This is a genomic window from uncultured Dechloromonas sp. (genome assembly GCF_945957265.1).
In the GTDB taxonomy this organism is placed as follows: domain Bacteria; phylum Pseudomonadota; class Gammaproteobacteria; order Burkholderiales; family Rhodocyclaceae; genus Azonexus.
The window spans coordinates 1-22,844 of record NZ_CAMFKO010000035.1; the positions used below are offsets into that span (position 1 = coordinate 1).

Here is a 22,844-nt window from a genome sequence, read left to right on the forward strand (position 1 = left end):
ATTATATAGATTAAAAAACCGCCGTCAACAGCCTCACAAAAGTTTTTCAAAAGCCCTGCCAATGTATCTAATCTATGGACAGATACATCACTTCCAGAATCTCCAGCTCGCGTATGCCGACGGGGCTCTGGAAGCGGATCGAATCCCCTTCCCTCGCCTTCAGCAGCGCACGGGCCAGGGGCGATACCCAGCTGATACGCCCGCGCGACACTTCGGCTTCGTCGACACCGACGATGGTGTAGGTGTTCTCCTGCCCCTCTTGATCGGCGACGGTGACGCGAGCGCCGAAGAATATCTGGTCATTGTCGCCCTGGCGGAGCGGGTCGACGATCTCGGCGATATCGAGGCGCTTGCTCAGGAAACGAATGCGGCGGTCGATTTCCCTGAGGCGACGCTTGCCATATATATAGTCGCCGTTTTCCGAACGGTCGCCATTGGATGCGGCCCACGCGACAATTTCGACAATATGGGGACGCTCGCGCTTGACGAGGTTTTCCAGTTCATCCCTGAGCCGGGCGTGGCCGGCCGGGGTAATGTAGTTGCGGGTACCAGGCGGGAGCTTCAGCGACGGTTCAAGCTGCTCCTCATCATCGCCGTCGCTTTCCCGCACAAACGCCTTGTTCATCAATACCCGATGCTGTAGTGCTCGACATCGACGCGGATCAGGTCGCGTCCGAGCAAGGCGGCGGTGTATTTGGCAAACTGATCGGCCCAGGCGCTTTGCTGTTGGAAACGATTTTCACCGGCATACTTGGCGACGCTGAGAATGCGGTCGACCGCCAGAATCTTGCCGGTCGGCGTGGCGACATCGCATTCGAGAACGCGAAATTCATGGTCGAACCACTTGCGTGCGTCATCCGGTGCCGCACCGCCGGAAAACTTGAATTCGAACTCGCTGTCTTTTCCGAACGACACAATTACATGGTGCTGCATCTCTCTCTCCTCCGTTGATTTGTTCAGGGTATTCTAGCAAAACAAAGGAAGCCGCCAGGAGCCGAATATGTCCCTTCATCCGCTGAACGAAGCCGAAATCAGCGACCTTCGAAATCAGCTGCATGAGCTACAGGTCGAGCATCGCGACCTCGACCTGGTGATTACCCACCTGATCGACAGCCCGCCTCCGGACGAGTTGCTCGTCCGCCGCCTGAAGAAAAGAAAGCTGTTGCTGAAAGACCGCATCCTGCAACTGGAGCAGATGCTGGTTCCGGACATCCCGGCCTAGTCGCCGTTGCGCGGCGGGGTGCGGAAAAAGATCCAGTAGACGCCGCCGATCAGTGCCACCAGGGCAAGCTCCCAGAGCATAGGAAACCGCCGGATCAGCCCTGCCTGCAATGCAAGCAGGGCCGAAAACAAAACCCAACGAAGAATCAAAGAAGCAGGGTGCCGAGATACCAGGCGACCGCTGCCATGGCGGCGCTGCACGGGATGGTCAGGATCCACGCCCAGACGATGCCGCCGGCAACGCCCCAGCGCACGCGGCGGGCGCCGCGCGTCGAGCCCACGCCGGCAATGGCGCCGGTAATGGTGTGCGTGGTGGAAACCGGGATGCCGAAGGCGGTCGCCAGGAACAGGGTGAACGCGCCACCGCTGTTGGCGCAGAAACCGCGCGCCTGATTGAGCTTGGTAATGCGGTTGCCCATGGTCTTGACGATACGCCAGCCACCGAACATCGTGCCCAGGCCCATGGCCGAATAGCAGGCCAGAACGATCCAGCCGGGAATGTGATCGGAGGTATGGGAGTAACCGGTCGCAATCAGCAGCATCCAGATGATGCCGATGGTTTTCTGCGCATCGTTGCCGCCATGGCCCAGGCTGTAGGCGGCCGCGGAAATCAGCTGGAACCGGCGGAAATGCTTGTCCACCTTGCGCGGCGCCATTTTCCGGCAGATCCATGACACGATGACCATCAACAGCCCCCCCATGACGAAGCCCAGGAACGGCGCGACGAAGATGAAGGCAACGATTTTCAGCACGCCGGCCGTAATCAGGCCATCGAGACCGGCTTTCGAAACCGCGGCACCGACCAGGCCGCCGACCAGCGCATGCGACGAGGACGAGGGAATGCCGTAGTACCAGGTGATGATGTTCCAGATGATGGCCCCGATCAGGGCGCCGAAGACGACGTAATAGTCGACGATCGCCGGATCGATGGTGCCCTTGCCGATGGTCGAGGCGACCTTCAGCTGGAACAGGAAATAGGCCAGGAAATTGAATGCCGCAGCCCAGATGACGGCATGATGCGGCTTGAGAACCCGGGTCGAGACGATGGTCGCAATCGAATTGGCCGCATCGTGAAAGCCGTTCATGAAATCGAACAGCAGGGCAACGAAAACCAGGGTTCCGACAACCCAGATACTGACTTGCACGGTATCCATGCCGCGCTACCCGCTCAGGAGTTTTCGAGGACGATGGCTTCGACGGTGCCGGCCACGTCCTTGCAGCGATCGGTAACCGATTCGAGGATCTCGTAAATCTGCTTGAGCTTGATGACTTCGCGGACATCCGGCTCGTCGCGGAAAAGCTTGGACATCAGGCTGCGCAAGCCACGGTCGGCCTCGGACTCGAGTTCGGCGATTTCGTGGCAGAACTTGAGGATGGCCGGTGCGTTGTCCATGCTGTGCAGCAACTTGACGACCGATTCGACCGCACGGCAGCACTTTTCGGTCACCTCGGCCATCTCCTTGGCTTCCGGCGGCACCCGGCGGATGTCGTACAGGGACATCGATTCGGCCACATCCTGGATGATGTCCAGGATATCGTCCATGCCGCTGATCAGTTGATGAATCTCGTCGCGGTCGAACGGCGTGATGAACGAGGTGTGCAACTGCGACAGGGTGTCGTGGGTGATGTCGTCGGCCTTGCGCTCCAGGTAATCGATTTCTTCGGCGTAGCGACCGGCCTGATCCGGCTGGTCGACCAGCGCACCGATCAGGTTCGACAAGGCTTTGCCACCTTGCGTGATCAGCACTGCGTGGGCATTGAAAAGATCGAAATACTTGCCCTCTTTGGGCATCAAGCGACCGAACATGACGGTTCCGTTAAGTGATTGTTACAGTCCGTCATTCTAGCATGCCCGCCTGAACCTTCCTTGACGAACACTGACTAAGGCCGATTGGTGGATATAAAATGAAGCATGCCCGGAAACCGCCTATCCGCCGACACGTTTGGCGACCGCTTCGAATTGTCGGCGCTGCCGCTGCCTCGCCCCCCGGCCGGCTACGCGGTCCAGCAGCTTGACTCCGACCTGCTGCTCGACCGCCGTTCGGGCAACCTGCTGCCCATACGGACGAAAGGCCTCGATGCGCTGTTCGGCAGCTTCGACGAAGCCTTCTCCGAGGCCGGCCAGTGGGTGCTCCGGCATTGCGACGACCCGGCCGAGCACCGCCTGGCGATCGTCCCGGCCGGCTACGATCCGGTTTTCGAACGGCCCATCCTGATATACGGCGTCCTCTGCGGCCACCCCTGATTTTGGAGACACTCATGACCACGCTTCAGCACCGCACTCTCGGCGGCTCCGACCTGATCGTTCCGGAAATCTGCCTGGGCACGATGACCTTCGGCGAGCAAACCGCCGAGGCCGATGCCCATGCCCAGCTCGACCTCGCCCTGGCGCAGGGAGTCAATTTCATCGACACCGCCGAGATGTATGCGGTGCCGTCGCGCGCCGAAACCAGCGGAGCGAGCGAAAGCATCGTCGGCAACTGGCTCAAGCGCCAGCAACGCGACAAGATCATCCTCGCCACCAAGATCGCCGGCCCGGCGCGCAGCCTGACCTGGATCCGCAACGGCCCCCAGGCCATGAACCGGGCCAACATCCGCGCCGCCATCGAAGGTTCGCTGCGCCGCCTGCAGACCGACTACATCGACCTCTACCAGCTCCACTGGCCGGAACGCAACCAGCCGATGTTCGGGCAATGGCAGTTCGACCCGACAGCCGAGCGCGGCGGCACGCCGATACGCGAACAACTCGAAGCGCTGGCCGAACTGGTGCGCGAAGGCAAGGTACGCCATATCGGCGTTTCGAACGAACACGCCTGGGGCCTGATGCAGTTCGTGCGCCTTGCCGACGAGTTGGGCTTGCCGCGCATCGCATCGACGCAGAACGCCTACCACCTGCTCAACCGGACTTTCGAGAGCGGACTGGCCGAGATCTCCCATCGCGAGCAAATCGGCCTGCTCGCCTACTCGCCGCTCGCCTTCGGCCACCTGACCGGTAAATACCTCGCCGACCCGGCGGCACCCGGTCGCCTGACGCAATGGCCCTTCTTCGGCCAGCGCTACGCCAAGCCCAACGTCGCCCCCGCCGTGGCCGCCTACGCCGCGCTGGCCCGCCAGCACCAGCTGACGCCGACCCAATTGGCGCTCGGTTTCGTGCGCTCCCGCTGGTTCGTGGCCAGCACCATCATCGGCGCCTCGTCGCTGGCACAGCTGCAGGAAACCCTGCCCGCCACGCTGACGCCGCTTTCCGACGAGATCCTGGCGGCCATCGACGCCATCCACCTGCAATACACCAACCCCGCGCCCTGATGGAATCCCTGTTCCCGCGACTGGCCGAAGCGCTGGCCGCCACCGACATCGAGCGCAAACTCGCGCTCACCGCCGCACTGGCCGACGACTGGGCCAAGGCTCGCCTCGACTGGCGCGACAGCAGCGAAATCGAATTGCATTGCGGCATTCCGGACAAGCCGGAACTCGTCCCGCCCAAGCTCGTTCCGCAGCGCAGCCCGCAGACCGAAGAAGGCCGTGCCCGGCTGTTGCACGCCATCGTGCATATCGAGTTCTCGGCCATCAACCTGGCCCTCGATCACGCGGCCCGCTTCCATGGACTGCCCGAGGAATACTACGCCGACTGGATCGGCGTTGCCGCCGAGGAGGCCTACCACTTCGCCATCCTGCGCGAACGCCTGAACAGCCTGGGCTACGACTACGGCGACTTTCCGGCGCATGCCGGCCTGTGGGAAATGGCCATGAAGACGGCCGACGACCCGCTCGCCCGCATGGCCCTGGTGCCCCGCCTGCTCGAAGCGCGCGGGCTGGACGCCACGCCGCCCATCCAGCGCCGCCTGGAGCAGGCCGGCGACGACGCCAGCGCCCGCGTGCTGGACATCATCCTGCGCGACGAAATCGGCCACGTCGGCCTCGGCGACCGCTGGTTCCGCCGACTCTGCGGGCAGCGCGGCATCGAGCCGGAAAGCACCTATCGCGAACTGCTCAAGCACTTCAAGGCACCCCGCCCCATCCTGCCGATGAACGAATCGGCGCGCCTGCAAGCCGGCTTCAGCGCCGCCGAACTGGCGGCTCTCGCAGAAAAAGTGTAGAATAATCAGTTCAATGCGTTGATGTTTCGCCCGCAGTCATTCCGAGCAGCCCCCGGTTTTGTAGGTTCTTGTGCAGGATTCACCCCATTGATTCATTCCCCGGCATGGCTGCGTCGGGGTCACCCAGGCCGCCCGACCATCGGGCCAATCCGTCGCCACTCAGAACAACGTCAAGGGCGACGATGAAAGGAAACAGCATTATGTCGACTTCCGTCGAAAACTTTGCCGAGCTCGGCTTGAGCGAATCGCTGCTCAAGACGCTCAGCGAAATCGGTTACGAAACCCCCTCCCCCATCCAGGCCCAGTGCATCCCCATCCTGCTCGACGGGCATGACATGATCGGCATGGCGCAGACCGGCACCGGCAAGACCGCCGCCTTCGCGCTGCCGCTGATGGAACAGATCGATATCAAGCTGACCAAGCCGCAGGCCCTGATCCTGACGCCGACGCGCGAACTGGCCATCCAGGTTGCCGAGGCGCTGCAAAGCTACGCCAAGAACCTGCCGGGCTTCCACGTGCTGCCGATCTACGGCGGCCAGAGCTACACCATCCAGTTGAAGCAGCTGGCCCGCGGCGCCCACGTCATCGTCGGCACGCCGGGTCGCGTCATGGACCACCTGGAGCGCAAGACGCTCAACCTCGACAACCTGAAGACCATGGTCCTCGACGAAGCCGACGAAATGCTGCGCATGGGCTTCATCGACGACGTCGAGTGGATTCTCGAGCGCACCCCGGAACAGCACCAGACCGCGCTGTTCTCGGCGACCATGCCGGAACAGATCCGCCGCGTTGCCCAGAAATACCTGGTCGAGCCGCGCGAGATCAAGATCAAGTCGGCCACCGCCACCGTTGCGGCGATCCGCCAGGTCTACTGGCAGGTCAGCGGCATGCACAAGCTCGATGCGCTGACCCGCATCCTGGAAGTCGAGGACGATTTCGACGCCGCCATCATCTTCGTGCGCACCAAGACCGCCACCGTCGAACTGGCCGACAAGCTGAACGCCCGCGGTTACGCAGCCGCAGCCCTGAACGGCGACCTCAACCAGCAGATGCGCGAACGCGTCATCGAGCAGCTGAAGTCCGGCGCCCTGGACATCGTCATCGCCACCGACGTCGCCGCCCGCGGCATCGACGTGCCGCGCGTCAGCCACGTCGTCAACTACGACATCCCGTACGACACCGAAGCCTACGTGCACCGTATCGGCCGCACCGGCCGCGCCGGTCGCAACGGCAACGCCATCCTGTTCGTCGCACCGCGCGAAATCCGCATGCTGCGCACCATCGAGCGTGCCACCCGGCAGCCGATCGCGCCGCTGACCCTGCCGTCCCGCGCCGACGTCACCAACAAGCGCGTTGGCGATTTCAAGGCCAAGGTCGCCGAGGTGCTCAATGCCGAAGGCCTGGATTTCTTCGCCAACATCGTGTCGCAGATCGCCGAGGAGCAGAACGTCGGAGCCGAGGAAGTCGCCGCCGCCCTGGCCATGATGGCCCAGGAAAGCAAGCCGCTGCAGATCGCCGGCGAAGACCCGCGCCCGGCGCCGGCTCCGCGCGACAGCCGCCCGGGCGTCTTCGGCGAACGCGAACAGCGCAAGCCGCGTTTCGAGGATCGCGGCGAGCGTCCGCGTTTCGAAGACCGTCCGCCGCGCAGCGAGCGTCCGCCGCGTCCGGCACCGGCCGGCGACATGGTGCGCTACCGCATCGACGTGGGTCGCGAGCATGGCGTCGAAGTGCGCGACATCGTCGGCGCCATCGCCAACGAAGCCGGCATCGAAAGCCGCTTCATCGGCCGCATCGGCCTGTACGAAGAGTCGAGCACCGTCGAGCTGCCCGCCGGCATGCCGGCCGAAGCCGCCAATGCGCTGAAGCGCACCCGCATCCGCGGCGTGCCGATCAACCTGCGCCAGGACGAAGGCCGCCCGGGCGGCAGCTTCGGCGGCGAACGGAAATTCGACGGCGAGCGCAGCTTCAAGAAAAAGAAATTCGATCGCTGAGCACCCGCCAGCAATCCCCGAAAGCCACGGCATGCCGTGGCTTTTTTCTTTTCCGGGGCGCGCCCGCAAGCAGCGGCCCATGCCATCCCGCCCGTGATGCCTGAGCCCGCGATGGCGCACCGGCCGGAGAAATATTGACAGCATCCTATTTTTTAATGATAATTATTCTTATTCGTCTTTAATTATCGCCAGCCACCTAGCGCATGCAGGCAGCCAGCCATTCATTGTTCTGACTGGAGGCCTTTCATGCTGCGCCCTCACGCCCGCCTTGCCTTGCGGGCTATTCCGCTTGCCCTGTTGTCGCTGTCCGGCGCGACTTTCTCCGCCGAGGAAAAAGCGCTGCGCGATACCGTCATCACCGCCAATCGCCACCTGACCGACATCGACCAGGTCAGCGCCACGGTCACCAGCGTCCGCCGCGAAGACATCGAGCGCCGCCTGCCGGTCGACGACGCCGACCTCTTCCGCGACGATCCCGACATCGCGATGGCGCGCGACATGCGGCGCCACGGCGCAACCCGCGTCAATATCCGCGGCATCGAAGACAACCGCGTGGTGCAGATGGTGGACGGCGTGCGCCTGCCGGACTTTTTCAACGGCGGCGGACCGACCAACTACACGATGAACGCGCCTTCCGGCCCGATGCTCGACTTCCTGCGCCAGGTCGAGATCGTGCGCGGCCCGGCTTCCAGCCTGTACGGTTCGGATGCGATCGGCGGCGTCGTCGGTTACCTGACCCTGAATCCCGAAGATATCGCCAGGGGCGACAAGACCCAGGGCGCCCGCGTTCGGGGTGCCTACTTCGGCGCCAGCGACGCGCTGTCCGGCAGCGTGATCGGCGCGCTGCGCAGCGAACGCTTCGATGTCCTGCTCGGTTATGCGCAAACCAACGGTGAGGAAACGAAAAACCGGGGCAACAACCCCGCCTTCGGCCCGGCGCGCAGCGAGGCCAATCCGGCGGCTACGGAAGACCGCGGCCTGCTCGGCAAGTTCGTCTTCCGCCCGCTGACCGGCCACAAGCTCACGGCATCGCTGGAAGGACGCGAGCAGAGCACGCAGACGACCATCATGCGGATTCCCGCATCGCTGGCGCGCATTTCGCGGATGACCGGCGACGACGAAAGCAAGCGCACCCGCTTCGGCCTGGAATACGAGCACAAGGACGGCCTGTTCTACGACCGCCTGATCGCCCGCGCCTATCACCAGGATGCGGAAACGCACAACATCAACGACCAGACCCGCAGCAACGCGCGCTATTCAACGGCCAGTGGCTGCTCGGCGTCGAGCAGCGCCGCGCCGCAGGCCACCTGCCAGATCAGGCAAAACTTCCATTTCGAACAGCAGACGACGGGCCTCGGCCTGCAGCTGGAGTCGATGTTCCAGCTGGGCGGGGCGAGCAACCTGCTGACCTACGGCATCGACCTCATGCGCCAGCGCGTCGAGACCAAGCGCGACGGCCAGGTGCTCAACGTCAACACCGGCGCCGTCACCTACGGCCTGGCCGGCGAAAGCTACCCGCTGCGCGACTTCGCCAACGGCGTGACCGACACCCTCGGGCTCTACGTGCAGGACGAGATCTCGCTGCTCGGCAACCGCCTGGCGCTGACCCCCGGCCTGCGCTACGACCGGACGCGCCTGAAGCCGGACGTCGATGCCCTGGCCCAGCAGGTGCTCAGCATCATCAACCGCCAGGCGGTGGACAAGGAGTTCAGCCACCTTTCGCCGAAGCTCGGCGGGCAATGGCGCTTCACCGAGGCGCTTAGCCTGTTCGGCCAGGTGGCGAGCGGCTTCCGCGCCCCGAACTACAACGAAGTCAATGGCGCCTTCCGCAACTCGGCCCAGATCTACGCCTCCGCCCCCAACCCGGAGCTCAAGGCCGAGACCAGCGTCGGGGTCGAGATCGGACTGCGGGCGAACGTCGGCAACGTGCGCGCCCAGATCACCGCCTACGACAACCGCTACAAGGACTTCATCGACAACGTCCGCCTGAACTGCCCGGCCGACCCCAACTGCGTCAGTGTGGGCGGCACCAACTACACCACCTACATGTACCGCAACCTGTCGAACGTCCGCATCTATGGTGCCGAATCGCGGGCCAGCTGGGCCTTTGCACGCAACTGGCGGGTGGATGGCGCGATCGCCGTCGCCCATGGCGAGAACAGCGACACCGGCCTTGCGATCAACTCGGTCGAACCCCTGCGCGCCAGCTTCGGCCTGGCCTACGACGTCGGCCAGTGGGGCGGCGAGTGGCGCCTGCGCGCCGCCAAGGGCAAGAACCGCGTCGACGACAGCGGCGGCGCCTTCTTCCGCACCCCGGGCTACGGCGTCAACGACCTGGCCGCCTGGTACCGGCCGACCCCCAACACCCGCCTGGTGGTCGCGGTCAACAACGTATTCGACCAGAAATACTGGTACTGGTCCGACATTCGCCAGGCCGACACCAGCCTGACCGCGGTCGATTTCTACTCCCAGCCCGGACGCAACCTGCGCGTTTCCTTCCAGGCCGACTTTTGACCCCCTTGCGCCGGCGACCTCGGGATAAGGCCGCCGGCGCTCTTTTTCTGGTCCACCGCCATGTCCGCCACCCTGCCTGACCCAGCCGCCCTCGTCGCCTCGCTGCTCAACCTGATGACCCGCTTCTCGTGCCTGGGCTGTCCGAACCAGGCCGCCCTGATCCGTCGCGAACTCGCGCTGTTCCAGAGCTATCCCGACGCCTTGATGCCGCCCGTGCTCAAGCAGGTCGGCCAACGCCTCGAGCAGGAATGGGCGCAGCTGCATTTCGCCATTTCCGACGAACCCGCCGCGAACGTGACGCACACCGCTGCGCTGCACTGAAGCGTTGCGCATCAGCCAGCCGGAACTCCGCCAGCCGTGACCCACTCACCCGCCATCACCTTCCGGATTCGTCCCTTCCAGGCCGACGACGCCGAGGCATTTGCCGAAGCGGTCCGCGACTCGGTCCACTCGTTGAGCGAGTGGCTGCACTGGCCACACGCGCACTACGCGGCGGACGACGCCCGGGCCTGGTTTGCCGCCTGCGATCAGGCCCGGCAAGCCGGCACGGCCGACGAATACGGCATCTTCGAACAAGGCAGCGGCCGTTTGCTGGGCGGCGCGGGCATCCACGCCATCGACCGGCAGCATCGCTGCGCCGCGCTCGCTTTCTGGATACGCCGCACCCATCAATGGCGCGGCATCGCCACGCAAGCCGCCTTCCAGCTCTCCCGCGAGGCCTTCTCCACGCACGCGCTGCGGCGCCTCGAACTGGTCGTCGGTGAACACAACATCGCCAGCCGCCGCGTTGCCGAGAAACTCGCCGCCCGCTTCGAAGGCATGGCCGCCAACCGGCTGTGCATCCAGGGTCGCCAGCAGGCAGCCGCCATCTACTCCCTGACGCCGCAGGAAAGCTCCTTCTCGCCATGACCCTACTCCGCTTTGCCAGCCTGCTCGGCGCCCTGTGCCTGTGGCACAACGTTCTTGCCGAAAGCATCCTGATCGTCGCCACGTCGCCGGTGCCCACCGGGAAATTCCGCACCGTCGTCGACGCCGCCCGCCAGCACGGCCTGTCGGTCGAGGCGCACTTTGCCGAACGGCTGTCCGCCGAACAGGCCGCCAAGCTGCTCGAGAAACGCGACCTGATCATCTTCGATGCCGCCCGCAGCCACATGCAGGATGCGGTCAAGGGCAAACTCGGCAAGGCGCTCGAGCAGCTGAAGACGCCGCATATCTGGATGAAGGACGACGGCCCGGGCGGCACCGGCCTGCCCGCGGACGTCGCCGCCCGGCTGCACGCCTATTACACCAACGGCGGGCGGAGCAACTACGACGGCTTCTTCGCCACGCTGGCCGCCCAGTTGCGCGGCCAGCCGCTGCCCAGGGTGGCGGCACCCTTCGTCTTCCCCGAGGAGGCCATTTACCACCCCAAGGCGCCGCATCGCGTTTTCGCGACGCCAGCCGAGTATTTCAGATGGCGCGGCATAGCCCCGGAGAAACGGCCGCCGACCGTCGCCATCGCCTTCCACCAGATCTACATCGGCGCCGAGCAGACCACTTTCATCGACGATATGGTCGCCCGCGTCGAAGCCGGCGGCGCCATCGCCCTGCCCTACTACGCCGGGGTCATGGGCCCGCACCGGAAGATGCTGACTGTCGACGGCAAACCCGTCGCCGACGCGGTGATCAACACGCAAATCATTCTCGACCCGGAAGGCCGCCGCAAGGAACTGGCCGAGCTGGGCATCCCGGTCATCCAGGCGCTGGCCTACCGCAAGGGCGACGAAGCCGCCTGGCGCGCCGACCCGCAGGGCGTGCCGCTGATCGACGTGCCCTTCTACCTGGCGCAGGGCGAATACGCCGGCATCGTCGACGCCATCGTCGCCAATACCAGCGACAAGGCCAGCGGCGACGTGGTCGTCCTGCCCGGGCAGACGGCGGCCATCGTGAACAAGGCGCTCAGGCTGGTCCGCCTGCAACGCCTGCAGAATGCCGACAAGAAGGTGGCCATGCTGTTCTGGAACTATCCGCCGGGCGAAAAGAACCTGTCGGCCTCGTTCATGAACGTGCCGCGCAGTTTCGAGACCACGCTCAAGGCCCTGCGCGACGCCGGCTACGACACCCACGGCGAAACGGAAGACAGCCTGATCAGGAGCCTGCAGCGCCTGCTCGCCCCCTTCTACCGCGACGGGGAACTGGCCGGCCTGCTCCGCGACGGCCTGGCCGAACGCCTGCCGGTGGCCACCTATCGCGCCTGGTTGCAAGGCCAGCCGCCAGCCATCCGTGACGAAATCCAGGAACGCTGGGGCAATCCCGAGAAATCGGCGATGGTCATCGTCGACCGCGGCGAAGCGGTCTTCGTGATGCCGCGCCTGGCCGTCGGCAAGGTCATCTTCAGCCCGCAGGCGCCGCGCGGCGAACGCTGGGAAGAGAAGGAAAAGGCGCTCTACCACTCGTCCAAGGCCGCCCCCTCGCATTTCTACCTGGCCCACTACCTGTGGCTGCGCGAGCATTTCAAGGCCGACGCGCTGGTGCACTACGGCACGCACGGCTCGCAGGAATGGCTGCCCGGCAAGGAGCGCGGCCTGCCGGTCACCGACTACCCGATGCTCGCCGTCGGCGACGTGCCGGTCATCTACCCCTACATCGTCGACAACATCGGCGAGGCCTTGCAGGCCAAGCGGCGCGGCCGGGCGGTGATCGTCACCCACCAGACGCCCCCCTTCGCGCCGGCCGGGCTGCACGACGCCCTGACCCAGATCCACGACCTGCTGCACCAGTGGCTGGCCCAGGACGACGGCGCGGTGAAGGACAAGCTGGCGCTCGACCTGAAAAAGCGGGTCAGGAAGGAACGCATCGAACGCGACATGGGCTGGAGCGAGGCCCGCATCGACGCCGATTTCCGCGCCTTCATCGACGAACTGCACAACCACCTGCACGAACTGGCGCAGACCGCCCAGCCGCTCGGCCTGCACACCTTTGGCACGCCGCCGCAGGAAAAGCACCGGCTGGGCACGGTCTTGCTGATGCTCGGCAAGGGCTTCCACGAAACCGCCGCCCGCATCATGGGCGTCAAGGAAGACGATCTCGACGAGATCTTCGTCGGCGACTACGCCAAGCTGACCGGCACGCCGCCGTTCAGGATGCTGGCCGACGCCATTTCCGACAAAACGCCCCTGCCCGCCGACAAGGCACTGGCCGAAAAACTGGAGCAGGGCCGCCGCTGGTACGCCGACCTCGGCGCCCAGGGCGAGATCGCCGGCCTGCTTTCCGCGCTGGCCGGACAGCACCGCCCGACCTCCTACGGCGGCGACCCGATCAAGAACCCGGACGCCCTGCCCACCGGCCGCAACCTGTACGGCTTCGACCCGTCGCGGGTGCCGACCAAACAGGCCTGGGAAGCCGGCAAGGAAGCCGCCGACGCGCTGATCGCCGCGCAGGCCGCCAAGACCGGCCGCGCCCCTAGGAAGCTGGCCTTCTCGCTGTGGTCGGTCGAAACCATGCGCCACCAGGGCATCCTCGAAGCGCAGGCCTTGTGGACGATGGGCGTCGAGCCGGTGTGGGATGCCGGCGGGCGGGTCATCGACGTCAGACTGGTGCCGCGCGAGCAGCTGAAGCGGCCGCGCGTCGATGTCGTGCTGTCGGCCACCGGCCTGTACCGCGACCACTTCCCGAACGCCATGAAGCAACTGGCCAAGGCGGTCGAGCTCGCCGCCCGCGCCAACGAAGCCGACAACCCGGTCTACGCCAACAGCCGCGCCATCGCCGAACGCCTGGTCAGGCAGGGCGTGCCGGACAAGGCCGCGCAGCGGGCCGCCGAGACGCGCATCTTCTCCAACGAATCCGGCCGCTACGGCACCGGGCTGGACGATGCGGCGCTGGCCACCGACACCTGGAAGAGCAAGGGCGAAGCCGACAGGAAGCTGGCCGGCCTCTACCTGTCGCGCATGCAGCACGCCTACGGCACCGACGAATCGGCCTGGGGCAGCAAGGGCATCGCCGGCGGAGAAGCGGCCGGGGCCAAGGTAAATCTCTACGCCGAGCACCTCAAGGGCACCGAGGGCGCCGTGCTGTCGCGCACCTCCAACCTCTACGGCATGCTGACCACCGACGATCCCTTCCAGTATCTCGGCGGCATCGGCGCGGCGGTGCGGGCGCTCGACGGCAAGGCGCCCGAGCTCTACATCACCAACCTGCGCCACAGCGGCGGCGACGGCAAGGGAGGCAAGATCGAAGGCGCCGACCAGTTCCTGGCCAAGGAACTCGCCACCCGCAACTTCCACCCCGGCTACATCCAGGGCCTGATGGCCGAAGGCTACGCCGGCACGCTGCAGGTGCTCGACGGCATCAACAATTTCACCGGATGGACCACGGTGGCGCGCGAAATCGTGCGCGACGACCAGTGGCAGGAGTTCGTCGATGTCTACGTCCGCGACAAGCATAAGCTCGGCCTCAAGGACTGGTTCGAGAAGAACAACCCGCATGCGCTGGCCCAGAGCATCGAGAAAATGCTCGAAATGGCGCGCCACGGCTACTGGCAGGCCGACGCCAAAACCGTGGCCGAGCTGAAACAGCGTTACCGCGAGCTGGCCAGGCGCTACGACGTGAAGAGCGACAACGCCACCTTCGAGAAATTCGCCGCCGAGGGCTTCGGTCTCGTCGCGCCGCTGCCGGCCCCGTCGCCGACCCGGCCGCAGAGCGCCGCCGACCTGGTGGCGCCGCCTCCGCCGCCGGCCCCGCCGCAAATCACCGGCATGAAGCTGGAAAAGGTCGACAAGCGCCCGCTGGAAGCCCCTCCCCTGGCCCTGGCCGGCGGCGGCCTGCTGCTGCTCGCCACCGCCGGCGGCGCGCTGAGCGCCGTTCGCCGGCAGCGGAGGGCGGCATGAGGCCACGCCTGAAACCCGCCGCCATCCTGCTGGCAGCGGCCTTCGCCACGCCGGCCAAGGCCGAGCCGGGCACCACGCTCAAGGAGGTGGTCGTCACGGCGAGCAGCGAAGCCGATGCCGAACGCCAGTCCGCCGTCACCCAGAAAACCGTCGTCGACCGCAAGGAAATCGAGGCGCTGGGCGGTTTGACGGTCGGCGAGGTGATACGCAAGCTGCCCGGCATCGAGGCCGGCGCCCACACCGGCGACGGCGGCCCGAGCGCCAACGCGCGCGGCATGGGGCGCGACAGCGTGCAATTCCTGGTCGATGGCGAACGCCCGTCGGCCAATGCCCGTTACGCGCTGACCACGGTCGGCCGCCTGCCCTCGGGCGAGCTGGAACGCGTCGAAATCCTGCGCGGCGCCTCGGCCGAACACGGCGGCAGCACGCCGGTGACGGTCAACCTGATCATGCGCAAGGCCAGGCCGACCGCATCCACCGCGCTCAAGGCCGCCGTCGGCCTGCGCGGCGACGAACCGAACGGCCAGTTCACGCTCAGCCAGGGCGGCGGCGACAAGGCTTTTTCGTGGATCGTGCCGCTGACCATCAACCACCACGGCATGCCGCTGGAAAAAACCACCCGCCGCCAGCAGACGAGCGGCGGCACGCGCACGCTGTGGCAGGAGGAAACGGAAAGCAGCCCCTACCGGCTCGATGAATTCATCGTCTCGCCGCGCCTGACCTGGCGCGACGGCGAGGGCAGCCTGTCGCTGTGGCCGAGCCTGTATCACAACCGCGGCGAGCGCTCGGGCGAGATCGGCCGCTCGGCCTACGCCAACCCGGCTGCCGGCACCGGCCTGGCCGCCGACGGCAGCCGCCACGAGCGCGAGGCAAGCCAGCTCACCATCGCCCGGCTGCGCGCCGAGGGCGAACGCAAGACCGGCCCCGGCAAGCTCTCCGGCCGGGTCACCATGATGGGCGCGCGCCGCGAGCAGGATACCGACCGGACCTGGATCGACGCCGCCGGCAACCGCACGACGGGCCGCGAAGCGATCGACCGCGACGAGCGCGAACTGTCCTCCGCCCTGCGCCTCGACCGCCCGGCCGGCGACGGCCTGCTGTCGGCCGGCATCGAGCAGAGCTGGCATCGCCGCGACGAAAGCCAGCGCGCCACCGGCGCCAGCGCCTATAGCGGTGATTTCGACGCCCGGGCCAGGCAATGGACGGCCTGGCTGCAACACGAATGGCCGCTGGCCAGGGCGCTGACGCTGACCTACGGCCTGCGCGGCGAACACGTCGCGCTGGAAGCCGAGGGGCGCCAACGCAGCGCCAGCCAACTGGCGCCTTCGCTCGCCGGACGCTACGAACTGGCGCCCGACCTGATCCTGCGCTCGTCGCTGGGGGCCGGGCTGAAAGCGCCGAAGCTGGAGGAAATCTCCGGGCTGACCGTACGCGGCGCCGGCGCCAACAGCCCGCTCGAAGCCGACCGCGGCGGCAACCCCACGCTGCGGGCCGAGCGCAACATCAACTGGGAACTGGCGCTCGACAAGCACCTGCCGAACGAGGCCGGCACGCTCGGCGCCAATGTCTATGTCCGGCGCACCGAGGATTTCATCGAACGCCGCACGGCGCTGGAGGGCAGCCGCTGGGTGGACCGACCGAGCAACGAAGGCACGGCCCGCCACTGGGGGCTGGAACTCGACGCCAGGCTGAAGGGCGAGGTCTTCGGCTGGAAGGGCACCGCGCTGCGCAGCCACCTGACCCTGCCCCGGGCGCGGGTGGACGACGAGCGCCTCGGCATCACCCGCGACGCCCGCGACCTGCCGCGCTACCAGTGGAGCCTCGGCATCGACCAGGCCCTGCCCTGGTGGCAGGCCAGCGCCGGCCTGCAACTCAACCAGTACGGCCGGACGCAGACCGACATCCCCGGCGAACTGGCCGGCCAGCAAAAGGCGCGCACGCTGCTCGACCTCTACATCGCCCGCCGCCTGACGCCGCAACTCAACCTGCGGCTGGAAGCGCAGAACGTGCTGGGCACTGATACCCGCCGGATCGCCAGCGCCTGGGCCGGCAACGACAGCTGGTCGCTGGCCAGCGGCGAGCGTGGCCAGCGCAGTGTGCTGTTGTCATTGGAGGGAAAATGGTAATCCCCTCACTACCCCGCAAGAACCCCATGCCCAAAATGAACCGCCTTCTCGCCGTCCTTTTGCTCTCTGCCCTCGGCGGCACGACGCTCGCCGCGGAAGGCCCGGCCAGGCAGCCCACGGAACCGGCCTGCACCGACCTCCAGCGCGCCCAGGACCATGCCCGCGCCTTTCTTGCGCTGGTCGACGACGGTCTCTACGAGGCGGCCTGGGAAAGCGGCACATCGCACTACCGCGCCCAGGAGCAGCGGGAAGCCTGGCTGAGGCTGGGCAAGGACATACTGCAACCGGCCGGCAAACCGCTGGGACGGGAGCTGCAGGCTTTCCGCCAGGCCCGGGCGGAGGCACCGCACGAGGGAAGCCCGGTGGCTACCTTCGACTACCTGGTGACGCGTCCCGACGGCTCCCGCCACGGCGAGCGGCTGACGATCGGCGCCTTGCCGGAAGAGGAATGCGGCGTCGTGCGCTACCAGGTCGACATTCGGCGCATGGCGCTGACCCGGCTGCTCGACGCTTTCGTCGGCAATCTCAACAAGGCCGGCGGGCACCTCGACTACAGCACCAACAGCGTGATCGAAATCGAACGCATGCTGATGGAGCACGCCCCCGGCGGCGAACCCCGCGCCAAACAGACCAAGGGTGCGGATTACCGCGCTTTCGTTCATTTCCTCGGCCAATACGTCGGCGAAATACTGGTTCGCCACCACGGCGGCTATTGGAGCCATACCCCGAGACCCGGCCGCGAGGTGCCGCCCTGGGTGCTGATGGCCGGCGGTCGGCGCATCGATCCGTACCAGATGGTCGCCGATTACGCCCGCCAACCGGCCATCGGCACTCTGCGCCAGGCGCTCGAACGCGAACTGGCCGCCGCCTCCCCACGATCCTGAATCCTTTTTCCGCAACCGGAGACTTCATGCAAGCCAACCTGATCGAACTGTCGATGTACCAGCTATCCCAGCTCTTCCTGATCCCGACGCTGGCCCTGATCGCTGCCCTCTTCCTCTACGCCTTCTGGGTGCTCGGCGAATTCGTGCTGCTCGCCTTCTACCGTCGGCAAGGCAAGGGCCGCCCGCTGGTGTCGCGATTCCGCAGGGAATCGACGCTGAGCGCCGACCAACTCGACGTCATCGCCCACAAAGCGCTCGAGGCGCCGCGCATCGCCAGCCGCGTGACACCGATGCTCGGCCTGGTCGCCACCATGATTCCCATGGGCCCCGCCCTCAAATCGCTGTCCGACGGCAATCTGGCGAAGGTTTCCGACAACCTGACCGTCGCCTTCTCGGCCGTCATCCTGGCGCTGATCGCCGCCTCGATCACTTACTGGGTGGTCAATGTGCGCCGCCGCTGGCTGGCCGAGGAGCTGCTCGAGATCGAAGCCCTGCGGAGCCGGCAAGCATGAGCCTGAAACTGCTGCACGAACCGGAAACCGAGGACCCGATCCTGTCGGTGGTCAACCTGATCGACATCTTCCTGGTCATCATCGCCGCGCTGCTCATCACCGTGGCGCAGAACCCGCTGATCAACCCCTTCAACAAGCAGGACGTGACGGTGATCACCGACCCCGGCAAGCCGACCATGGAAGTGACCATCAAGAAGGGCGAGAAGATCGAGCACTACAAGGCCAACGGCAACATCGGCAGCGGCGACGGCGAGAAGGCCGGCGTCGCCTACCGCATGAAGGACGGCTCGATGGTCTACGTCCCCGAAGGCAAGGAGTAGGCGATGGACGACCGTCTCGATACCGACGCCATGCCGCCCGAACTGCGCCTGGCCGCCATCGTCACCCTGCTCTCGGCCTCCGCCCTGCGCGGCCCGACCGTCGCCAAGACCGCCGCGCTGCGCGCCCATCTCGGCGCCGCCCTGGCCGATGCGGCACTGGCGCCGGAACTGCGCGACGCGCTCGAACAAGCCCTGGCCGGCTGGCGCGCCGTCGAATGCCACCCGGCATCGGTCAGCGTACCGCTCTGCCCACTGACCGCTCCCGGTCAATCCCTGCACTGATTTTTTTAACAAGGAGAACCCATGTCCCGTTACACCGGCCCCCGCCTCAAAGTCCTGCGCGCCCTCGGCGTCGATCTGCCCGGCCTGTCCCGCAAATCCATGCAGGAGCGCAACCAGCCGCCCGGCCAGCACGGCGCGCGCAAGATCGCCGGCAAGAAATCCGGCTACGGCCTGCAATTGATGGAAAAGCAGAAGCTGCGCTTCAACTACGGCCTGACCGAAACCCAGCTCCGCCGCGTCGTCGCCGACGCCAAGAAGGATCGCGGCGCCACCGGCGACAAGCTGGTCGAGCTGCTCGAACGCCGCCTCGACAACCTCGTCTTCCGCGCCGGCTTCGCGCCGACCATCCCGGCCGCCCGCCAGCTGGTCAGCCACGGCAAGTTCGCGCTCAACGGCAAGCGCGTCACCATCCCGTCGATCCGCCTGCGCATCGGCGACAGCTTCGGCCCGACCGAAGCCGGCAAGAAGATCGACCTCGTCCGGGCCACGCTGGCCGAACCGGCCCTGGAACGCGCCGAGTGGATCGCCTTCGATGCCCAGACACAAACCGCCCGCCTCAGCCACCTGCCGGGTGCCGACGCAGCGCCCTTCCCGCTCGACCTGCAGCGGGTGGTCGAGTATTACGCGACACGGATGTAAACATCAATTTTCTGGAGCTGTCACAACATGGAAACCTCCCTGCAAACCTTGCGCATTCCCCACCTCGGCAAGCGCGTCCCAGCCGATGAGCCCACCGGCACCATCGCGCCAGGCGGCAGGGAAGGAGCTCCCCCGGCGCCCGGGGCCCACAGCAAGGTCTATAGCAGCGAAGCGCTGTTTGGCAGGTCTCGCGACTTGACCATCATGCACCGGGGCGAGCGCTATTCCCTGCGCATTACCTCGCTCGGCCGCCTGATTCTGACCAAGTGACAAAAAAAACTGCGGTTTCAGATCAAATTAATGTTGACGTCCTAAATGCGAATCGTTACTATTCGCATAAATCAACCAAGGGGAACTACAGCGTGGAAGCCATCGATCGTTCAGCAGCAATGGAAGCATCGAATGCGACCGTTTTGTCGAAGCTGAATGAGCTTTATCGTGAAGCCTTCGCCCATGACGGGTTTGCCGAGCTGAAGGTGGAATTCAGGATTCTTCGGCGCGGCCAGAAGGAAGTCATCCTGCACTGCGGCAAGCAATACCGCTACGTGATCGACTACCGCCCCGGAAATCCGCTGGACTGGGAACTGCGGCGGGAGAAAAGCGGGACGCCCCCCAGGGCCGAACGACGCAAGCACCAGGAAGCGATCAGCTTTTCGGATCGCCGCAAGGCGCACAAAAGCTAGCCGGCGCTCAAGCCGGACCGTTGTCGGCGTTGGGAAAAACGGCGGCAGCGACCAGTAACTAACCGGCAGCTTGGGGCTGCGGTAACCAAACCGGGTAACCGGAAACTTCTAGTAGATCAGGTGCAGGAGCCCCTGGGGCCGGGGTCCGAGACCATTTCATTTAAAGGAAATGCACAAATGTTGCAAAAGCTGATGGCCATGCCCAAGGCCAAACTCACCGCCCTCGTTCAATCCATCGATGAAAAGGCCGTCAAGGGCCGCGCCATGCGTCGCCAGCTGTCGGCGATGAAGCGCAAGGAAGGCGGCTTCACGCTGCTCGAACTGCTGGTTGTCGTCGCCATCCTGGCCGCCATCGCCGGCACCGCCACCATCATGCTGCAGGATACCGACCGCAAGGGCGCCGCCGCTGCCCACGTGGCGATGATGGATGAGCTGTCGAAGGGTATTCAGACCTTCCGCGTGCTGAATCAGGGCGTGTACCCGAACAACTTCGACTCGCTGCTCAAGAACGGTACCAACGTGCTGACCGGCGCAAGCGATTTGAGTGGTTTCGTCAATTCCGCACTGCTTGCCAACCTGACGGCGAGCACCTACTCCGCGGCTGACGTGGCCTCGCTGGCGGCTGCCGGCATCACCACCGCCAAGGTGATCAATACGACTGCCGACGCCAACACCGCCGCCAACCCCGGCGATTGCTCGACTGGTGCCAACATTCTCACCATGCTCAAGAGCAAGACCAGCAACGCAACGCCGCAGAACATCTTCAAGGACTCCGTTACCGGCAACGGTTGCGGCTTCGCGGCCGGCGCCCCGATTGCAGCGGCTGATGCCGTCTATCTGTGGACTGGTGGCGAAACCCGGGTCAACGCGACCGCCGGCTCTCGCCTGGTCGCTTACGGCGTCGGCCCGGACAGCTCCCTGTTCAATCCGGAGCTGATCGGCGCACTGTCCAACGTGCCGGTCTATCGCCATACCGCACCGGGCGAATACAACCGCTTCGTGGTTCTCTTCAACACCGGCACCGGCACCTCGCCGCTGGGCCAGGCCGTCTTCCAGGCCATCGTCGACGGTGCCGGCGACACCAAGGACGAAGAACTGGGTGAAGTCGACAACATCCGCAAGACCTAATCGCGGACCAGTCTGACCTGAGTTTCACCGGAGCGGGCGACTGACCCCGTTCGCTCCACCCGGAGGGCGCCGATCATACGCCGGCGCCCTCCACCTCCCCCGAATCACGAATCGAGAATTTCCATGGCGCTGTCCAAGGCAGGTGATCTGCGCGACCGCGGTTTTACGTTGGTCGAATTGCTGGTGGTGTGCGGCATCCTCGCCGCGCTGGCCTATACCGCCTGGGGCGGCTATGTCGGCATCCAGGAAGGCGCCGAGGACGACATCGCCCGCGCCGAAATGCAGCGCCTGGCCGATGGCCTGAAGCGCTTCAGGGCAGATACCGGCTATTACCCCGGACAGGGACCGTTCGCTCTTGCGGCGCCCGGCACGACCGAGACGGCGAACGGTTCGGGCTTCGACTGCACGCCGCTGGGCGGCATCCTGCGCAGTTGGGCGGCCCCCAATATCGACGCCGACCGCGACCCGTGGTTTTCATCGCCGGCCAATCTCGCCCTGCTCTTCACAGCGCCCGCCCTGTGCGCCAACCATCCGCTCGCCCATCTGAGCCGCTGGAACCCGGATACCCGCCGTGGCTGGCATGGCCCCTACCTCGACGTCGCCTCCCGCAAATGGGTCGATCACGGCACCGATTTCAATGCCGACGCCGCCAACAATACCGGCCCCGGGGCCAACCCGCCTTACGGCGCGGGTGACCCGCTGGCCGGCACCAAGATTCTCGACATTCCCGCCTTTGGCGCCGGCCCCCGCTATCGCGCCGCCGGCCCGGGCGGCACCGTTTGCAACGGCCAGGCGCTGGGCACCGGCAGCTGTATGCTGGGCTGGCGCGAGATTCCCCGCGAAACCGTCGGCTACGACGCCGCCAAACACGAACTGCCGGCCCACGCCCGCCCCTTTGCCGTGTTCGGCCTGGCCAACAACGATTACCCGCGCGTCGTCTATTTCGGGCGCGACGGCCAATACGGCGGCCGCAACGCAAGCGACCCCTGCCTGCCCAATGTCGCCGCCAGCACCGGCGACGACGACGTGGTGCTCTGCCTGGCCCGCTGACCCTCAAGGAATTTCAATGCTACCGACCGCATCCTTCTCTCCCCTCATGACCCTGGCCGGCATGGCCTTGGGGCTCGCACTGCTCGGCCTGTCGCCGCTCAGCGTCGCCGCCGACGGCTCCGCCGAGCCGGCCAAGGCCGGCGCCCAGGAAAATCCGCCGGCCTACAAGGAGGTCAATCTCAAGGAACTGGTGAGCAAGTCGCGCACCGACATTCCCGGCCAGCGCATCATCTTTGCCCCATCGCCGGTCAAGTTCCAGGCCGCGCTTGCCGCGATGCCGGCACCGCAGAAGGCGGAATACCTGATGAGCGCGCTGTCGATGATGAAGGTGTCCGCCCCGCCCAAGGTCAGCCAGCGCATCGGTCTCGATTTCGGCGGCGACAAGGCCCTGGCGGCATACATCGACGACACCGCCGCGGCACGCCTGGCCGCCACGGCCAAGCTCGGCCAGACGCTGACTTTCTACGCTTTCCACGTCTACAACAACAATCGCGGCCCGGCGCTGCTGATTACCTCGTTCGGCAACTGAACC

Annotated in this window: 24 protein-coding genes; 20 read left to right on the forward strand and 4 right to left on the reverse strand. The window is 65.8% G+C overall.

Annotated features, from left to right (window positions below):
* Positions 1-67 precede the first annotated feature (67 nt).
* Positions 68-625, reverse strand: a complete 558-nt coding sequence (gene greB, locus Q0P59_RS15785) for a transcription elongation factor GreB (RefSeq protein WP_295008006.1) — start codon at positions 623-625, stop codon at positions 68-70.
* The gene (locus tag Q0P59_RS15790) at positions 625-933 is read right to left on the reverse strand and encodes a hypothetical protein (protein WP_295008008.1); all 309 of its coding nucleotides are present in this window, start codon (positions 931-933) and stop codon (positions 625-627) included. The genes greB and Q0P59_RS15790 overlap by 1 nt, the downstream gene beginning before the upstream one ends.
* 67 nt (positions 934-1,000) lie before the next feature.
* On the opposite strand from Q0P59_RS15790, the gene Q0P59_RS15795 reads away from it, so the two are divergent.
* Positions 1,001-1,222, forward strand: a complete 222-nt coding sequence (locus Q0P59_RS15795; RefSeq protein ID WP_295008010.1) for a DUF465 domain-containing protein — start codon at positions 1,001-1,003, stop codon at positions 1,220-1,222.
* 145 nt (positions 1,223-1,367) lie between these two features.
* On the opposite strand, the gene Q0P59_RS15800 is transcribed toward Q0P59_RS15795, so the two are convergent.
* Both Q0P59_RS15800 and Q0P59_RS15805 read right to left on the reverse strand, forming a co-directional pair.
* Positions 1,368-2,375 (reverse strand): inorganic phosphate transporter, encoded by a 1,008-nt coding sequence (locus Q0P59_RS15800; protein ID WP_295008012.1) that lies wholly within the window; start codon positions 2,373-2,375, stop codon positions 1,368-1,370.
* 14 nt (positions 2,376-2,389) lie between these two features.
* Positions 2,390-3,028 (reverse strand): DUF47 domain-containing protein, encoded by a 639-nt coding sequence (locus Q0P59_RS15805; RefSeq protein ID WP_295008014.1) that lies wholly within the window; start codon positions 3,026-3,028, stop codon positions 2,390-2,392.
* Between the two features lie 105 nt (positions 3,029-3,133).
* Here Q0P59_RS15805 and Q0P59_RS15810 point away from each other — a divergent pair, with 105 nt between their 5' ends.
* The 19 genes from Q0P59_RS15810 to Q0P59_RS15900 all read left to right on the forward strand — a co-directional run bounded on the left by Q0P59_RS15810 (position 3,134) and on the right by Q0P59_RS15900 (position 22,841).
* Positions 3,134-3,466, forward strand: a complete 333-nt coding sequence (locus Q0P59_RS15810) for a hypothetical protein (protein WP_295008016.1) — start codon at positions 3,134-3,136, stop codon at positions 3,464-3,466.
* A gap of 14 nt (positions 3,467-3,480) precedes the next feature.
* On the forward strand, positions 3,481-4,527 hold the full coding sequence (locus Q0P59_RS15815) for an aldo/keto reductase (protein WP_295008018.1): 1,047 nt from the start codon (positions 3,481-3,483) through the stop codon (positions 4,525-4,527).
* Positions 4,527-5,318: a ferritin-like domain-containing protein gene (locus Q0P59_RS15820; RefSeq protein WP_295008020.1), complete on the forward strand. Its 792-nt coding sequence runs from the start codon at positions 4,527-4,529 to the stop codon at positions 5,316-5,318. The genes Q0P59_RS15815 and Q0P59_RS15820 overlap by 1 nt, the downstream gene beginning before the upstream one ends.
* Positions 5,319-5,518: 200 nt before the next feature.
* Positions 5,519-7,309 carry a DEAD/DEAH box helicase gene (locus Q0P59_RS15825; RefSeq protein WP_295008022.1) on the forward strand — a complete coding sequence of 597 codons (1,791 nt, stop codon included), beginning with the start codon at positions 5,519-5,521 and terminating at the stop codon, positions 7,307-7,309.
* A 246-nt stretch (positions 7,310-7,555) separates the two neighbouring features.
* The gene (locus Q0P59_RS15830; protein ID WP_295008024.1) at positions 7,556-9,823 is read left to right on the forward strand and encodes a TonB-dependent hemoglobin/transferrin/lactoferrin family receptor; all 2,268 of its coding nucleotides are present in this window, start codon (positions 7,556-7,558) and stop codon (positions 9,821-9,823) included.
* Between the two features lie 60 nt (positions 9,824-9,883).
* Positions 9,884-10,144, forward strand: a complete 261-nt coding sequence (locus Q0P59_RS15835) for a hypothetical protein (protein WP_295008026.1) — start codon at positions 9,884-9,886, stop codon at positions 10,142-10,144.
* Positions 10,145-10,180: 36 nt separating this feature from the next.
* A complete protein-coding gene (locus Q0P59_RS15840) occupies positions 10,181-10,732 on the forward strand; it encodes a GNAT family protein (RefSeq protein WP_295008028.1) in 552 nt (183 codons plus the stop codon).
* A complete protein-coding gene (gene cobN, locus Q0P59_RS15845; protein ID WP_295008030.1) occupies positions 10,729-14,688 on the forward strand; it encodes a cobaltochelatase subunit CobN in 3,960 nt (1,319 codons plus the stop codon). Before Q0P59_RS15840 ends, cobN begins: the two co-directional genes overlap by 4 nt.
* Positions 14,685-16,814: a TonB-dependent receptor gene (locus Q0P59_RS15850; RefSeq protein ID WP_295008032.1), complete on the forward strand. Its 2,130-nt coding sequence runs from the start codon at positions 14,685-14,687 to the stop codon at positions 16,812-16,814. Before cobN ends, Q0P59_RS15850 begins: the two co-directional genes overlap by 4 nt.
* Positions 16,815-16,840: 26 nt before the next feature.
* Positions 16,841-17,698 carry a DUF4019 domain-containing protein gene (locus Q0P59_RS15855; protein WP_295008034.1) on the forward strand — a complete coding sequence of 286 codons (858 nt, stop codon included), beginning with the start codon at positions 16,841-16,843 and terminating at the stop codon, positions 17,696-17,698.
* A gap of 26 nt (positions 17,699-17,724) precedes the next feature.
* Positions 17,725-18,210 (forward strand): MotA/TolQ/ExbB proton channel family protein, encoded by a 486-nt coding sequence (locus Q0P59_RS15860; protein ID WP_295008036.1) that lies wholly within the window; start codon positions 17,725-17,727, stop codon positions 18,208-18,210.
* Positions 18,207-18,530: a DUF2149 domain-containing protein gene (locus Q0P59_RS15865; protein ID WP_226448025.1), complete on the forward strand. Its 324-nt coding sequence runs from the start codon at positions 18,207-18,209 to the stop codon at positions 18,528-18,530. The genes Q0P59_RS15860 and Q0P59_RS15865 overlap by 4 nt, the downstream gene beginning before the upstream one ends.
* 3 nt (positions 18,531-18,533) lie before the next feature.
* On the forward strand, positions 18,534-18,812 hold the full coding sequence (locus Q0P59_RS15870; RefSeq protein ID WP_295008040.1) for a hypothetical protein: 279 nt from the start codon (positions 18,534-18,536) through the stop codon (positions 18,810-18,812).
* A gap of 21 nt (positions 18,813-18,833) precedes the next feature.
* Complete coding sequence (rpsD, locus tag Q0P59_RS15875) at positions 18,834-19,451, forward strand: 30S ribosomal protein S4 (protein WP_295008042.1); 618 nt, start codon at positions 18,834-18,836, stop codon at positions 19,449-19,451.
* Positions 19,452-19,478: 27 nt separating this feature from the next.
* Positions 19,479-19,721: a hemin uptake protein HemP gene (locus tag Q0P59_RS15880; protein WP_295008044.1), complete on the forward strand. Its 243-nt coding sequence runs from the start codon at positions 19,479-19,481 to the stop codon at positions 19,719-19,721.
* Between the two features lie 92 nt (positions 19,722-19,813).
* Positions 19,814-20,134 (forward strand): hypothetical protein, encoded by a 321-nt coding sequence (locus Q0P59_RS15885; RefSeq protein ID WP_295008046.1) that lies wholly within the window; start codon positions 19,814-19,816, stop codon positions 20,132-20,134.
* Positions 20,135-20,311: 177 nt separating this feature from the next.
* Positions 20,312-21,262, forward strand: coding sequence for a type II secretion system protein (locus Q0P59_RS15890; protein WP_295008048.1), 951 nt, complete (start codon positions 20,312-20,314; stop codon positions 21,260-21,262).
* A 123-nt stretch (positions 21,263-21,385) separates the two neighbouring features.
* Positions 21,386-22,312, forward strand: coding sequence for a prepilin-type N-terminal cleavage/methylation domain-containing protein (locus Q0P59_RS15895; RefSeq protein ID WP_295008050.1), 927 nt, complete (start codon positions 21,386-21,388; stop codon positions 22,310-22,312).
* 16 nt (positions 22,313-22,328) lie between these two features.
* Positions 22,329-22,841, forward strand: coding sequence for a hypothetical protein (locus Q0P59_RS15900; RefSeq protein WP_295008052.1), 513 nt, complete (start codon positions 22,329-22,331; stop codon positions 22,839-22,841).
* Positions 22,842-22,844 lie beyond the last annotated feature (3 nt).

Coding starts and splice junctions, on each gene's coding strand:
- Q0P59_RS15870 (WP_295008040.1), top strand. CDS start 18,534: ATGGACGACCGTCTCGATACCGACGCCATGCCGCCCGAACTGCGCCTG.
- Q0P59_RS15860 (WP_295008036.1), top strand. CDS start 17,725: ATGCAAGCCAACCTGATCGAACTGTCGATGTACCAGCTATCCCAGCTC.
- Q0P59_RS15880 (WP_295008044.1), top strand. CDS start 19,479: ATGGAAACCTCCCTGCAAACCTTGCGCATTCCCCACCTCGGCAAGCGC.
- Q0P59_RS15810 (WP_295008016.1), top strand. CDS start 3,134: ATGCCCGGAAACCGCCTATCCGCCGACACGTTTGGCGACCGCTTCGAA.
- Q0P59_RS15790 (WP_295008008.1), bottom strand. CDS start 933: ATGCAGCACCATGTAATTGTGTCGTTCGGAAAAGACAGCGAGTTCGAA.
- Q0P59_RS15855 (WP_295008034.1), top strand. CDS start 16,841: ATGCCCAAAATGAACCGCCTTCTCGCCGTCCTTTTGCTCTCTGCCCTC.
- Q0P59_RS15795 (WP_295008010.1), top strand. CDS start 1,001: ATGTCCCTTCATCCGCTGAACGAAGCCGAAATCAGCGACCTTCGAAAT.
- Q0P59_RS15825 (WP_295008022.1), top strand. CDS start 5,519: ATGTCGACTTCCGTCGAAAACTTTGCCGAGCTCGGCTTGAGCGAATCG.
- cobN (WP_295008030.1), top strand. CDS start 10,729: ATGACCCTACTCCGCTTTGCCAGCCTGCTCGGCGCCCTGTGCCTGTGG.
- Q0P59_RS15865 (WP_226448025.1), top strand. CDS start 18,207: ATGAGCCTGAAACTGCTGCACGAACCGGAAACCGAGGACCCGATCCTG.
- Q0P59_RS15805 (WP_295008014.1), bottom strand. CDS start 3,028: ATGTTCGGTCGCTTGATGCCCAAAGAGGGCAAGTATTTCGATCTTTTC.
- Q0P59_RS15835 (WP_295008026.1), top strand. CDS start 9,884: ATGTCCGCCACCCTGCCTGACCCAGCCGCCCTCGTCGCCTCGCTGCTC.
- Q0P59_RS15800 (WP_295008012.1), bottom strand. CDS start 2,375: ATGGATACCGTGCAAGTCAGTATCTGGGTTGTCGGAACCCTGGTTTTC.
- Q0P59_RS15820 (WP_295008020.1), top strand. CDS start 4,527: ATGGAATCCCTGTTCCCGCGACTGGCCGAAGCGCTGGCCGCCACCGAC.
- Q0P59_RS15850 (WP_295008032.1), top strand. CDS start 14,685: ATGAGGCCACGCCTGAAACCCGCCGCCATCCTGCTGGCAGCGGCCTTC.
- Q0P59_RS15830 (WP_295008024.1), top strand. CDS start 7,556: ATGCTGCGCCCTCACGCCCGCCTTGCCTTGCGGGCTATTCCGCTTGCC.
- Q0P59_RS15890 (WP_295008048.1), top strand. CDS start 20,312: ATGTTGCAAAAGCTGATGGCCATGCCCAAGGCCAAACTCACCGCCCTC.
- greB (WP_295008006.1), bottom strand. CDS start 625: ATGAACAAGGCGTTTGTGCGGGAAAGCGACGGCGATGATGAGGAGCAG.
- Q0P59_RS15815 (WP_295008018.1), top strand. CDS start 3,481: ATGACCACGCTTCAGCACCGCACTCTCGGCGGCTCCGACCTGATCGTT.
- rpsD (WP_295008042.1), top strand. CDS start 18,834: ATGTCCCGTTACACCGGCCCCCGCCTCAAAGTCCTGCGCGCCCTCGGC.
- Q0P59_RS15900 (WP_295008052.1), top strand. CDS start 22,329: ATGCTACCGACCGCATCCTTCTCTCCCCTCATGACCCTGGCCGGCATG.
- Q0P59_RS15895 (WP_295008050.1), top strand. CDS start 21,386: ATGGCGCTGTCCAAGGCAGGTGATCTGCGCGACCGCGGTTTTACGTTG.